The organism is Leisingera sp. ABD4_442 (assembly GCF_056160905.1).
The window spans coordinates 1-14,145 of record NZ_JBSWYB010000005.1; the positions used below are offsets into that span (position 1 = coordinate 1).

9 protein-coding genes are annotated in these 14,145 nt (G+C 50.5%); 4 read left to right on the plus strand and 5 right to left on the minus strand.

Features of this window, described 5'->3' with window-relative positions; genetic code table 11:
• Positions 1–178: 178 nt before the first annotated feature.
• Both ACXAHG_RS05835 and ACXAHG_RS05840 read right to left on the minus strand, forming a co-directional pair.
• Complete coding sequence (locus ACXAHG_RS05835) at positions 179–1,456, minus strand: ImmA/IrrE family metallo-endopeptidase (protein ID WP_475056363.1); 1,278 nt, start codon at positions 1,454–1,456, stop codon at positions 179–181.
• A 95-nt stretch (positions 1,457–1,551) separates the two neighbouring features.
• On the minus strand, positions 1,552–3,246 hold the full coding sequence (locus ACXAHG_RS05840) for an RNA-directed DNA polymerase (protein WP_475056364.1): 1,695 nt from the start codon (positions 3,244–3,246) through the stop codon (positions 1,552–1,554).
• 291 nt (positions 3,247–3,537) lie between these two features.
• Between ACXAHG_RS05840 and ACXAHG_RS05845 the strand changes: the two genes are divergently transcribed.
• On the plus strand, positions 3,538–3,771 hold the full coding sequence (locus tag ACXAHG_RS05845; RefSeq protein WP_475056365.1) for a hypothetical protein: 234 nt from the start codon (positions 3,538–3,540) through the stop codon (positions 3,769–3,771).
• A 215-nt stretch (positions 3,772–3,986) separates the two neighbouring features.
• Here ACXAHG_RS05845 and ACXAHG_RS05850 read toward each other — a convergent pair whose 3' ends face one another.
• The 3 genes from ACXAHG_RS05850 to ACXAHG_RS05860 form a co-directional block, all read right to left on the minus strand.
• Positions 3,987–4,241, minus strand: a complete 255-nt coding sequence (locus tag ACXAHG_RS05850; protein ID WP_475056367.1) for a hypothetical protein — start codon at positions 4,239–4,241, stop codon at positions 3,987–3,989.
• A gap of 303 nt (positions 4,242–4,544) precedes the next feature.
• Positions 4,545–6,059, minus strand: a complete 1,515-nt coding sequence (locus tag ACXAHG_RS05855; protein WP_475056368.1) for a hypothetical protein — start codon at positions 6,057–6,059, stop codon at positions 4,545–4,547.
• Complete coding sequence (locus ACXAHG_RS05860; RefSeq protein WP_475056369.1) at positions 6,059–6,691, minus strand: hypothetical protein; 633 nt, start codon at positions 6,689–6,691, stop codon at positions 6,059–6,061. Before ACXAHG_RS05860 ends, ACXAHG_RS05855 begins: the two co-directional genes overlap by 1 nt.
• Before the next feature lie 1,090 nt (positions 6,692–7,781).
• Between ACXAHG_RS05860 and ACXAHG_RS05865 the strand changes: the two genes are divergently transcribed.
• The 3 genes from ACXAHG_RS05865 to ACXAHG_RS05875 all read left to right on the plus strand — a co-directional run bounded on the left by ACXAHG_RS05865 (position 7,782) and on the right by ACXAHG_RS05875 (position 14,145).
• Positions 7,782–8,402 carry a hypothetical protein gene (locus ACXAHG_RS05865; RefSeq protein ID WP_475056370.1) on the plus strand — a complete coding sequence of 207 codons (621 nt, stop codon included), beginning with the start codon at positions 7,782–7,784 and terminating at the stop codon, positions 8,400–8,402.
• A 539-nt stretch (positions 8,403–8,941) separates the two neighbouring features.
• Positions 8,942–11,977 (plus strand): trypsin-like peptidase domain-containing protein, encoded by a 3,036-nt coding sequence (locus tag ACXAHG_RS05870; RefSeq protein WP_475056372.1) that lies wholly within the window; start codon positions 8,942–8,944, stop codon positions 11,975–11,977.
• Between the two features lie 791 nt (positions 11,978–12,768).
• Entirely contained in the window at positions 12,769–14,145 is a 1,377-nt protein-coding gene (locus tag ACXAHG_RS05875) for a S8 family peptidase (RefSeq protein ID WP_475056373.1), read from the plus strand.

Sequence of the window (14,145 nt, forward strand, 5' to 3'; positions counted from 1 at the left end):
CGGGAACAGCCTTATAAAATGGGCGTTCGGCCACATTTTAAAAGGCCATTTTCTGCGCCAGCAACAGGGTGTTTTTCAACAGAATCGGGACCTTGCAGCCATTCGCTGCGGCTGCAGCTAGGGCAAGGTCGAGAGTCCGCTTTGCCTAGGAGGCGGAGGTTGGTCAAACTCACCACCGCTAGACGCCGGGAAACCGCAGGCGATTTGCTGTGCCTGTGCCACGCATATCTGTAACGAGGCCCGCTCTCTTTAACCTGATTTCAATGGCCCGCTTCGAGGCACCAAAATGGTCCGACAATGCAGTCAATATTTGATTATAGGGTGTATAGTTACAGGGCTGATCATCAACGAAGATATAGCCGAATCCCCTGTCATTGACATTGAGTTGCCGTCTAAGCACTTTCACGGCGTGCCGAAATTGTGCCTCTGGTAGAAGCAGCATAGAACCAAAGAGATTGGCCTGATATTCGAGCCGGTCGTAGTTGAAGGCGTCTTCCGTTTCCGTTTCAATAAAGAGGTCGCGTTCAACGATTGACTCTGAACGCAGGTACTTATCGTGCTCTAAGAGAAAGTGGCCGATTTCATGCGCGACTGTGAATCTCTCGCGGTTTCGGTCGTCATGTCGGTTTACTTGGATCGACCTATTGCTGAAGTTCGCTGATCCCAAGATGGTATTCTCATCTGAGTCCTGAAGCACTTGTTCTGAATACGACAAATCAAGAGCCAGAAAAGCGCAAAGTTGCTCAACATCAACTTCACCACCATCATAACCAGCTAGGGTCAAGATCTTTTGAGCAGCCGCTTGGATCTCTGCTTCTGGCAAAAAAGTTACAGACTTAGCTTGATGGTCTTTGGTCTTGCTTGCTGTATCTGACCGATCTATCTGAAAACTATACAGCATTTGCTGGAACGAGCCGAAGTATCTACCATCGCTGCAAGCAGAGAACTTGAGCGACTTAGACCTTCTGGGACCGTCAATCATCTGCTTTTGTACGAAGCGGTTTTCTGCCCAGGCTCTGCCAGTGCGATCAGCAATTACATCGACCCCGTTAGCGTCGAACTTTACGATACCAAGCCGTCTACTCCTGGCGATACTTTCGGCACCTGACTGCAAACGCGAAGTAGTGACGATCAAGCCCTTGGCAGCATGTCCAAATATGCGTCCGATCTTGTCGGAGAAATCAGTAATGTCGCGTTCTTGAACGGGATCCTTATGGTTCTTGCACTCAAAAAGTACAAAAAGGTGGGGTTCTCGACGGCCCGAGCGACGAAGTTCGACTACTACGTCGAACTCAACATCTCCACCTCGTTCTTTGCAGAAGTATTTCTTTTTCTTATGCACTTCGCAGAGTGCAGCCGGATAAGCATCGAAAACCAGTTCCTCTCGATCCAGTTGATCTTGCAAATAGCCAAAAAGCTGGTCTTCGAGTCTATTGCCCTTCTCAATCGTGCTCATAGTCTGCCATTTGGCCATACCTGCCATTTGCCGAGTCGCAATGACTGCGCTGCCGCATTTTTAAACTTGCCCCCTCTGAGGCGGAACAACTATATTTAGTATTCATACTCGAAATCTGCTTCAAGGTCGTCGATTGCCTCATCCTCATCGAATTCAAGCAAGTCAATGTCGAAATCTTCCAGGAAATCTAGGCGAAGAATGTTAGCTCTGGTGTTTTCGGCTCTTCTGACACGAAGTGCGGATCCAATGGATGAAAAACCGCGAGACGGATCGAAGAATTTGATGTTTCTTTTCAACAGAAGTGAGAAGAATGGATCCTGCTCAATGAAGGTTCTGTCTGTGAGCGGGTTCGTTCCGTTGCGCACAGTTTCATAAGCAAACAACCACATCGGGCTCCTAAGGCCTTGTAACGTAAGATGCCTCTGCCAAACACTGTGGTCTATTGCACCCACGACCATGCCATGATGGGCGGCATAGGTTACCATCAGAGCTACCATCGAATTTTCAATTTTAAACAGGGGAGATATCTTGTCCGAAGACACTTGCATCTCAAGCCTTATGATCAAAAGCAAAAGCCAGATGATTTCACCCGTCCTGTTTTCTTGCGCCAGCTCGGGAAGCCGGCGTTCAAGAAAGCCCGCAAGTTTTACTCTATCAACGTCGTTATGTTCAACTTCGCGCAGGATCAGTATTTCAACGAGGAAGGAAACCAGTGTTGAGTTGCGCCGGTAAGCATTAATGAGATGGCTTTGCACCCCGCTCCACTCATTGGCATTTACGAATGAAGACCGCGCATTCTGGAAGGCGAACTTTTCGACATTCAACTCAGGGTGTTCATTACAGATCCTTCCTGTCTCGTAGAAGAAACGAAGAAACGAGTTAGTCGATCTATCGGTTCGTGGAAGGTGTGCCAGTGCTACTTGCTTCCAGCCTGTTGGGAGGCGCTTTGATGTGAGATGAACTTCAGATTTATCGTTGTTGAGCTCTAGTTCGAAGTTTGCAGCGGCTTGCCGTACAGCTGCGATAACGCTGTCGCCGGATTGCCCCCTATCGACGGCTATCGTGTAATCGTCGATGTACCGCGAGGCGTCTTGGTTCTCAATTTGGACAAACTGTTCAAGCTCGCTATCTATTGCAGAAGCAACGACCTCCGCAATTAGCCGAGACGTGTCAGGGCCAACGGGCAATCCGATTGTCTGCCCATCCTGAGCATTGCGGCAGTATAAGTCCAAGAGGTTACCGAAATGGTGGTTTTGACGATTTTGCTTTGCCCATTCTTTCCCATAAATAGCCCATGGAATTGCGTGCGTATAAACTGAATGGAAAAACGCTCGTATGTCTGCTGCTACATACCTTTCATGCCTTGTTGCTAGATTGACGCGAAAATCGTCACGCAGGTCAATGTTTGGTCTGAACAACGCACGGCTGCCTGCCCAGTCGAACACTAAAGGGGAGGCGCTGATTTTTGATCTTCTGGACGCTGATCTGAGTTGTACGAAATTGTCAGATAGCACTTTCGATATTGCGAGGTAGGAGATTGGATTAATAACAGCGTGTTTTCGGTCATCCCTGCCATACCTTGGAAAATAGAACCATGAAGGTTCAGAAACGAATTGCTTGGCACCTGAAAAACGCCTTCTTGGCGGAGCAGGTATGCTTTCAATTGCAGTCCACAGACTTTCTCTATAGCGGGCGAGGTCATCTGAAACGAAGCAAGGCGGCAGTTCGGGCGCAAAAAAGCCATGTGAAATTAAGCGCTTGAACCTTTGCGTCTTCGTCTTGGCAGTCATTGAGGCTTACCGAGTTGATTCAACTTGTGAGGTACTGTCACGAAGTCGACATGGATACGCAAGGCAAATGTGTTGGCCCTGATATCTTAGCTCATTAACAACACAGCAGTGTTTACTTTTTTCACGCAGCAAACAGCAAGTTTCTGCCCATAGCGAAGTGCTGCATACGCACAGACCTGGAAGATGATCAAAGGCGGCTGTGGGCTCGATCCGGTCGCCTAGTCTCGCCGCGGCATAATGTAGGTGCGAGCTCCATATTGCTCCTGTCCGCAACGCGGCTATACATTAAACATGAAATGGATCGCCCTAGTTACTGGAATACTCCTGATCTTTGCAGCTTGGCTGATCGTCCAAGTCGGCAAAGGAGTACTTTTCACCTATAGCGGCTTCGAAGAATGGGACGACACATTTTTAGCAGCATATAGAGACTGCTGCCTCATGACCGATTTACGCACGGCAGCGCCGTTTGGTTTGCTTGGTGTCGCCTTGCTTGGTTTCGCCGCGTGGAAGTTCGCACGAAACTAACGGTTACGGACGCAGCTACATTACCAATATTGAGACGGCCGGTTTTGCCGCTCTGCGGCTTTTTGGTCGACAGGTCTCAAACGACCGCTTTGCACCGTTCACGCCCTGCCGCACATGCAAAGGACTGCCAGGTGGTCAGCGTCCGCTGTGGGCTCTTTCTGCCCCCCACAGAGCTTTCCTCGCAGACACTGTGCGCGCCTAGTGTCTGCACACAGTCAGTCATCACGACCGACATTCGTCATTGCACACATCAAGCTATCGACGACATCATCTGCGCCGTGATAGCCGACTTTAAGCCCATCCAGGCCGACTGAGGCGTGAAGAATTACGGGCGCCGGCGTTGTCTTCGGCTCCTGATCAAACCAGTTCTCAAAATTACCAGTATCGCGATCAGAGCCGTTCTTGACCAGCACCGCAAGGATATGATCGTGCAGTTCTTGCCAAGATTTCAGCACCGATTTGTCAGTCATTTCGCTTCCTCGAATCATACTTCATTGCACTTCGATTGGTGCAATGAGGATTACGCAACGCCGCAATCAGGTTGAACTTAGGCGGGACAAACCGTGAATTGGGCTATCTTGCGCTAACGGTTGCTGAACCACTGTTAGCGACCATAGCCGACATCGGTCTGGAGTGACTACAAGATTCGAACATATCGAAGCACAGCGAGGCGAGTGTAAAGTCCGCCGTTCAGTCGATGAAAATTAGAAGTTCGGATCGATCATACCAAACACTGACAAAGCAGACGGACGGAAGTTCCAGTACCTTCTCGCTCAGTTCACATCGCACAACTCCAATCCCAAGCTTCGCGCCTTAGAAACTTGACTTGAAAAGAAGGCACCACAAGAAGTGGTAGCGTCCGGATTCCAAAACGCCCTTCGGTGTTCTTGGTCGTGCTGAAACGCTGCGAACGGAGAAAGTTGACCGTAACGCTCATCGACTTCTGGCGAAACCAGAGACGTTTTTCCATCCCTTAACAGCAGGCCTATCAAACTATGCGCGTTGTAGAACGCAATCGCAGGCTCATAGTTGTCAAGAAAGATAAACTCAACACTCGGGTAACCATCCACGGGCTGATATTCCGTACCAGTGTATGAAGAAGGAAATCCGGATTTGAGCGCATCAATCTCGACAACTTCGTCGTCAAAACTGCACCTCAATCGTTCAAGATCCGGTGACACTGCAATACAATCTGCACGAAAGGCTCCGCATTTTAGGTTGCGGCGATTTTTCGAATTTGAAGGCCACACCAATTGGGCAGTTATCATTTCCAACCCGAAGTAAAGGGTGTAGTTCTGCGCAATTTGGACATCACTATCGCTTCCGAGTTGAAAATTCAGGGTATCTGGTCGGGTTCCGTCCATAAGCGCTTGAACATATGAAACTACACACCGCCTTCGATAGTCGTGATCATGTCTCAACCTGTACAATCGAAGCTTAAGGTATTCAAAAGTTCGATCCAACCCGACTTCATCGGCTTGACTTGCCTCAATCGCAACGCCCATTCGCGAAATCCGAGCGGCAAGCCCATAATCATGAAATACATAGTTACAAAGAAAACCCAAGGCGACATCGCTGTCATTGAGGTCTTCATCGAGCAACTCCAGGACACTCTTAATGAACTCAAACCCCCTCCAATATACTGAGTAATCTGGTGGCTTCGCCTGCATTACGTCCAGTGTCGCTGCAAACTGTGATTTCTCCTTATTTCGCTCATGAGTTAAGAACTCTCTTAGGTGTGAAAGCATGAGTTCCTGCAAGTCACTAGAAGACGAATTCAACATTCGACCCTTAAATTCACGTTGGAGAAATAGCTTTATGATATAAAATGGAATAGGCGTCATCACCTCGGAATATCCGGGTTTAGCGAGACATTCTCCAAAAACTGCTAATCCTTCTGCGAGAGGTTGAAGCAACGCAAGCGCGGCACTATGAGCTACTCTATTTGCACATGAAATATTCTCCAAGCAAGCCAAGTCTTCTTCGCTGGACTTGCAAAGAAGCCGCAGGTTCGCTCCATACTGCGCAGCCACTCTTGCTGAAAGGATAACAGCCCCGACAATACTATCAAAACAATAATGATGAGTCGCTTCGTGGACGAAATTTGACAAGAAGCTGGTTGGAAATGTTCCATCGATGAATTCTCTATAAACTTCACCTTTCGATTTTATCTCCGGGAAGCTCACAGCGCCTGAGCAAGGATACATCCATGCTCCATCCTGAGAAGCATAGGCCGCTGGTAACGGGCACAAAATTGCGTCCTCAATGCTCGTTCCATACCATGACATTAGACCGTCGCCCTCCAGTTACCTTCGTTCGATTCCACAAATTCCTTTGAACTCCCGTCTCCAACCGGGTACTGTGATAATCTCCTTAAAGTTGCTTGAACATCCTCACCCTTCAACTCGAGGCGATCAGCGATCTCAGCACACGTGACACCACTATTGGATTTCAGGGACTTTACAAAAAGAAGCACTTGAAGCTCCTCATCACTTAATACTGCCCCCTTGTCCTTCAATCGAATAAAGACCTTTAGAAGTGAAATCGTAATTCCTACCTTTGCTGCCAAGAGTGCATGCGAAGGGACAGCTACCGCAAAAAATCCAACAGAGGCCGCAGTTTCAACTGAATTTGCCAGCTCCTCTAGGAAATTCAGGTCATCACGCCTAATAACGTACTTTCCGAATACCGCCCCAAATGCTCCTTCTGGGGTGGTATTAGTTTTAAAATCCTTATCTTCGTCAATACACTGCGCAAGCTGCTTCGAAAAGTCAGGCGAAATCTTTGAGAACCCCGAAATTGAAGAAGTTATGGTGTCCATGGAAACTCCGTACGCAAGTGTTGCACTATGGCTGCTCACAGCGTCTTGCTTCTCAAGCAACAATGGAGAAGCCTGCAAAAACAACCTCAGAGTGTTCAAGCGAACCGCTTACTATGTAGCGCGCCTGGCTTCAAAGACCAGTACGAGGAAGTGCGCTCGAAATTGCCAATGACATGGGTCATGGAGGCGGTATTCTTATAGCGGCAAGAGTGTACAGACAGCGGTCGTCGGTGCATCGGGCAACATCAGGCGCTTCGGGCTGATTCCGTTGAAAAAAGGTGTTGGTTTTTGCGTCCTGCTACGATTTATCGCATTGATTTTCCTCGGATGTCGGAGGCCCGCGTGCCTCGCGCTACCGCAACTTTCCCCATCGCCTTGAGCTTGGCTAGTTTCCGAGGATTTTAGGCGATGGCTGCGAAGGTGAACTCATCCTGGACACCAATGGGGACCCAAACTCGGAGGCGTCCCAGCCCAAGAATGCGTTTAAGATGGGCGAAGAGCACCTCAATCTTCTTGCGTCGCCTTCTGGCAGTTGACCTATACTCAGAGGCTATGCATTGGCGGAGAAGTCCGGTTCTGGTTTCCTTCTCAGAGGCAGCCGACTGTAACCTCCCTGGGGCCCCTGGTTCTCGAGTGCGAAGACTGTACGAATAGCGTGACAAGCCTCGCCTCAATTTGAAGTAGCACGACCGAAGCTTGAGTTTGACATAGAACGCCTCAAACAGAGGCGGTGCGACATGAAAACGGCCAAAATTGCCGTGATTTCATCCCCCAATGGGCGGGCTTAAGCTGTCTTCGCCTACTATCGCTGCAGGTTGGAAGCGTCGTTAGCGCTACGCCTTTTGTCGAATTCGTTATCAATCGGCTCGGAAGCGTTCACCAAGCCCTCAATGACTTGGTCGACCTGCCAAACCGCCAGAGATGGGAATCTTTTCTTAGCCTTTGATGAGGTCGTGAACTCCAAAGAACTCGCCACCCAAGTACACGCCAAAAAATTGATCATAACCAAAAAAAGATACCGCCATGATGGAATTTAAAAAGGAGAGAATTATCTTTACACGGGAGGGGTTTTCTCGAACTCGCCGTTCAAGAGACCCTCTGCTAAACAACGTACGCCTTTTGCAGATGTCGTAGCGATCCTTGGTGGAAGGCAAGACGAAAGTGAAGTTTAAGAGGGGAGGGTTAGTCGATGACCTTTGGAAACGTTAGTTGTGGAATTTTCGAAAAGTTACCTGCTGGCAGCTTTGTGGTATTGGCCGCTGTTTCGATTGTCTCACTAAGCGGTTGCGCGGAGCTGAGCCGCCCAGCGAACCCGGTCATTTCTTCCAACCTAAATGAGGATGTCAGCACACTTACGACCCGCGCTGAACGCAGAATTGTGATTTCACAATACGATAGAAAGGCCGACCGATACAATGTTTGCGCTGAACCGTCACCTGACGCTATCGAAGCTGTAGCCGCCAGCATAGAGCGATCAATAAGTGTTCAAGCAAGCGCCGGGCGGGAGGCCAGCGCGGAATCTCTGCAACAGCTCGCGACAGCTGCTGGAGCGACACTACGCAAATCTCAAGGACTTCAATTCTTCCGTGATGGAATATTTGCTCTCTGCCAAGGCGGTATGAATGGCATTGAGGACCCTGACGACATAATTACGGCCTTTGAAAACCTAGTAAAGGTGAGCGAGAGGCTGATCTTAGCGGAACTCAAGACAAAAGGGTGGAACAATCCAACTCAATTGCAGACCGTAAACGCTCCCGCGCTGTCGCAGCCTCCGAAAAAGCCAGCTCAGGATGGTGGAGCAAAGTCGTAAGTTAACGCAAAAATGGCTCTTCTGAACCAGGCGTATGCAGACATAAGCCGCAGAACACTCTTGGATTGCGTAGCGAAACTTCAATTCTTCACGCTTGAAGTTGGGCTTCGGTAGTTTCTCGCCCTGATCAGGATGTTTCGCGCCATTTTGAGCGTGAGTAAAACCGACTGTGCTCAACCCCGACGGCGTTCCCAGTACCGGCGCTCTTGGGCGCAGGCGTCCAAGCGGCGTCGCCATAAAAACTTAGATTTACTGCTACAACCAGAACATTAGTGTTACTTCGGATTGCATTAGGCATACGTCAAGCCCTCCATCCAAGCATGACATGGATCGTGCAACACTTTCTTAGAGTCCGAACGCAAAGCACCTCGATCTGATTAACTCCACCAGATCCAAGTTGGGCAGGTTTAAGCCCGACTATGGGCCCCCTTGCAACTTTTCTTTAACAAGTCGGCATTGCCGGAACCGAAAGAAGCTACTCAACGCAACCATGTTTTTCTGATATTGTCATCGCGTAAATGTTGCAGAGGGGGCCCGTTATGCCGAAGGTGATTTCGCTCGAAGAATTACAGAAAATGCTGGAAGATCCGTGTGTTGATGAGGATAAGATTGCTGAATACTTGCTGCCTCAAGATAGCTTTAGCGGTTTTGATCCGTCATTTATCCCGAATCCCGAGTTCGTTGAAATGGGCCGGGAAGAAAGCGGCATGGCAATCGGCAACTGGATTTGCCGGCGCCGCAGAAGGGCGAAATTCAAGCGAAGAGTTCGGAGGGGAGAAGACCTCCCGGTTATTGTCAGTGAAGGTGACAGCTGGCTTCAATTTCCATTTTTTATCAAAGAAGTAATAGACAACTTAGAGGACGATTACCTGATCTGGAGCTGCGGCGCTGCTGGTGACACCGCGCGAAACATGATCTTCGATAACCCGGAGTACATGACCGCTCTGAATGAACAAGCAGACCGTGTTGACGCCTTTCTGTTTTCTGCCGCAGGGAATGATGTCATCGGGGAAGATGAGACTGGTACACCTGTTCTAGAAGCACTGTTGCATCGCCCCTCCTCTACAAGGCAATCCGCGCGTCAGCTCATCAACAAGAGTGAGCTGAGGCGTGTTTTGGACGCTCTAAGAGACGGTTACCTGACGGTTATCCAAACCGTTCGCTCTGATGAACGCTTCTCAGACCTTCCGATCATCATTCACGGTTACGACTACGCTCTGCCGTATCCGGCAAGCAGAAACGACCAACGCAGTCCGATCTACGCCGCTAAGGACAAATGGCTCGGGTCACCCATGACCTCGAAGGGGATCAACGACCCTGTGGTCCGGAAAGAAATTATAGAACTCCTGATCGATGCCCTTTACGAGATGCTGCAAAGCGTTGCTGGGACAGACCCCCATGTGCACTTGGTTGATGTTCGCGGGGTCCTAAAGAAGAGCAGCGATTGGAACGACGAAATCCATGGCACTTCAAAGGGCTTCAAGAGGGTCGCTGAACGCTTCCGCCTCGTACTTGCATCCGTGGTACGTGAGAGAGCGCCGGAAGCAACAGTTTTCGAAAGCAGTTCAGGGCAGACCTACATTGATGTCGACATAAGTGACCTTTCGGTCCTGAACCGGAAAATGCGACAGGCAGACCCAGGCGTTCTTGGTTTTGGGAATGTCGAAAAGTTTGCGTCTGGCTTCACTCGTACGAAGGATCGCATTTCCGATAGATCGATACCAGAAGTTGCGATTGGCGAAGATGACTCTCTGCCCTACCGCTTTTTAATGCAGGGCGCTGAAACCGGCAGAGCAGTATGCAAAATCATGTGTCAAGGAACAAACTTCCGCAACCAGACCGGCCGCTGGAGCGGAACCGGTTTTCTCGTCGCTCCGAACGTCCTGTTGACGAACCATCACGTCGTCAATTCTCAAACGGTCGCTGGTGCTGCACAAGCGGTGTTTGACTATTACGAAGAGACGCCAGGCATCATGGCAGCAAGTTCTGTGTTCACCCTGGATCCCAACCGCTTGTTCCTTGCGAGCCCGTTTGAAGAGCTTGATTACTGCTTCGTTTGGATCAACGGCAATCCGCAGGAAACATATGGAATTATTCCCCTATGGAGGGGATCTTTCATGGCTGGACCTCAGGCAACAGCTAACATCATTCACCACCCGCAGGGGCATCCCAAAAGAACATCCATCAAACAGAACCGGGTTGTCGACCTCGGCTTCAATGACGTTCTGATCCACTATGCGGCAGATACTGAGCCAGGAAGTTCCGGCTCCCCGGTGTTTACTGATGAATGGCGTTTGTTTGCCTTACACCATGCTTCCAGCGGAGAACTGCCTCAGCACATAAAAAAACAGCTCCAGCGGGAGATTGGCCCGGATACTCACGTACTCAACGAAGGCATTAAAACCTCCGCTATTGCTATTGATATTGACCGGCGTGCGGAGCATGGGCACGACCGGTCGACGGCCAGGCAAGTGCAGGCCCACTTGTCCGGCACCGATTCACGAACCGGCTTCTTTGGCACCCTGGGCCGCGACAGCCGGGGGACTGGCGTCGAAGCAGTGGTCAACACATACCTGGGAGCGCCAGGTGACATCGACATCGCTTTCTGGAACGTTGAATGGTTCAACCGTCACTATGAAGAAAAGGCCGATGATGTGGCCCGGGTCGTTGCAGACCTAAACCTCGACATCTGGGCTTTCGAAGAAACGTCGCCCCAAGCTACTGAATTTCTGGTTAAACGGCTGCGCAAAGAGTTCGACCTTGATTTTGACTTCGCAGCGTCAGAACCCAACGCCTCTTCCGGCAAACAGACCACGACAGTGATCTGGAACAAGAAAACCGTCGCAGGAAGGAGGCTGACCTGGCCCAGAGAAATTCACAACCTTCTGAAACTGCGGAGCGACGACTCTGGTGCCAATCGCTTTGAGGCTGTCGAAGGAAAAATCTTTGACCGCTACCCAGGTCTTTTCCATTTCGAAGCACTGCATCAGGAGGCAGGCGCCCCAAGTTTCGACTTCAACCTTGTTCCGGTGCACCTAAAGGCCAAAGGGGAAGGTTCGAAACGCCGAAGAATGGCAAGCAACGTCTTGGCCGCTGCCGTTCAGATGTCAGTGGGGACTGACGTCGCAGAAAACGACTGGATGATCGGCGGTGACTTCAACGCAGAACTGGCCACCGGGGAATTTGATCCACTCATGAACGCCGGTTTCAAAGCAATGAGCGCAGCTGACGAAAAAGGTGGGGCAATTACCTACCTTGGTAGAAATCACCGCTCGCTAATCGATTCCATCTTTCTCTCTCCTGGGCTGCAGACCCGGGCTGGCGGCGACGATTTCATGATCATCGCTCCAGATCGCTTGGATTCAGGGTTCGTCAAACGAGTATCAGACCACCGCCCTGTCATGGTGAGACTGAGCACTTCAGAGGAACCGAAGTCCGGCCTGGAGAAAGATCTGGCACGCCCGTTTAGTTCCAGTTCCGAAGACAGAGAATTCCTGGACATCTTTGCAGAAGAAGTGAGGCGCAACCCTGAGAAAACGCTAGCCGAACTGGCGAAGAAGTTTCGCGACGCCTGAACTCACTTAAGACCCGCGGTCAACGCCTCAGCCGCTCCGGCGTCCAGTCCGCATAGCCCAGCACGCGCCGCACGGCTCACATACTTGCTGACTGCTGTCGCCCACTTCCCGGGTCGTCAGGCCGCTTGCCCGCAGCCTCAAAGCTTCTCTGATCTTCCTCATAGGCAATCTCGCCATTGGGGGCCTCCCGCTCTTTCAAAAGAGCGAAAGGCTACCCGCCACGTGATTGCTCAGCACCCAAAACAGACCTCCAGAGCGCTTGTCCGCGCACCCCGGAATCCTGTCCGCGCTAAATCGGAATCGCTATCCGCGTCAGATTGGAAACCTTGTCTGCGCTACCCCGGTACGCGCACGACACCCAATAGTACCCCTCGGTATCCCCCAAAATCGGGAAAGTGTACCTCGAAAAGGGGGGCTTTTCAGTGTTTGAGGTGCAGTTGCTAAAAGCAAAATCAAATCCTTTGACAAGGGATGATTTCAAAAGCATTGAAAGTATTCACTGCTCCACAAACAACAAAAGCCATGGCGCAAACCGGGGTTGTCCTTTACGAGACCAGGCTGCCGGCTATACCGCCAGAACAAGGCTGCAGACTTTGATGATCTTTGGCACCGCAGTAGCGGCGGGCGCTGTGATCCCTTCGAACTGTTTGAGTCGACAAGCTCCGATGCGGCGGTTTCCCTGAAAGGCTGCGACAAGCTTTCTCATCACACCTTAAGCAGGAATCAAACAGACTCTAAATTGAATCAAATATATGCTAGTATCACTTATTGGTGAATTGTGGGAGGTTACTATGGCTGGCGTTCAAGTGCTGATCGAGGTTGCTGCTAAACCTGGAAAATCACTGGAAATGTTTGGAGCAGCGGCAAACTCTAGTGCGGAGGCTGAGCGGCAAGCCGCTGATCTGCTATCAGACGTAGGCGGAGCGGGTATTGAATTTGATGAGGGGTTTTCCCCTGTTCCAATGTTTACTCCGGAAGATAAGCATCCCACTCCAGGAGCATTTTTAGAGACGTTTTCACCTATGGCCAGTGCTGAACCCGTCGCAGAGACTTATGTTCTGCCAGCCGAAGTAACGCGCTCGCGGCTCGAAAAACTACAAGATGCCGGGGACGTAAAGATTTGGCCCAACTCGCAAATCACACTTTTTGGGTCAGTGCGAGAAACTATTACTGCAGCCAGTTCAGTAGGAGGGGTGGACTGCCGTCCATTCCGGCCGGCAGTTGAGATGGATGTTTTGAGAGATCTATTAGGTGTGGACGTGCTTTGGAACCGAGGGTTTCGCGGACAGAATATAATCGTGGGTATTTTGGATGAAGGAATTGATGGCAGCACGTACCCGGTTGTAGGGGGATTTGCACGACCGGATGCCGCGATTCAGCCCGGAGGAGCTTCTGTCTCCAGCCATGGCTCAATGTGTGCTGCTGATGTTTTGGTCGCAGCTCCGTCCGTTCGGCTGTATGACTACCCTTTCCTTGGAATTCCTCGTTCGGGGGGCGCGATTCAGATGTTTCAAGCTGTGTTAAACCAGCGAAACATCGATGGCACACCCCATCTGACAAATAACTCTTATGGGTTCACCGGCGTTCCAGATGCAGGCAGTTTTCCCAACCACGAGATTCATAACGTGAACCATCCGCTACATAGAAAAGTGCGTGAAGTGGTAGCCGCCGGAGTGCCATGTTTCTTTGCGGCAGGTAACTGTGGTCAAAATTGTCCAAGTGGAGCATGCCACCCAAGCGGAGTTGGTCCAGGTCAATCCATTCACGCTTCAAATAGCCTAGCTGAAGTAATCACAGTTGCTGCAGTCAACGCTCATCACGAGCGGATTGGTTACTCCAGTCAAGGACCTGGCATGTTTGCCGAGGAAAAACCCGACATTGCGAGCTACTCCCACTTCTTTGGCAATTTTGGTCCCGACCGACCAGCAGGTGGTTCAACAGATAACTTTGATAATGGGACTTCGGCTGCAACGCCGGTCGCTGCTGGGGTTGCAGCTGCTCTGATGTCAGCAAATCCGGATCTTACACCTGAAGACCTAAAGAAGCTCTTTACTGCCACCGCTGGAGATGTCGGTTCAACGGTTGGATGGGATCCGGATCATGGTCACGGGATAGTCAACGCGGCAACGGCATTCATGGCTATGAACCAAAGAGCACCTTTGGTATAG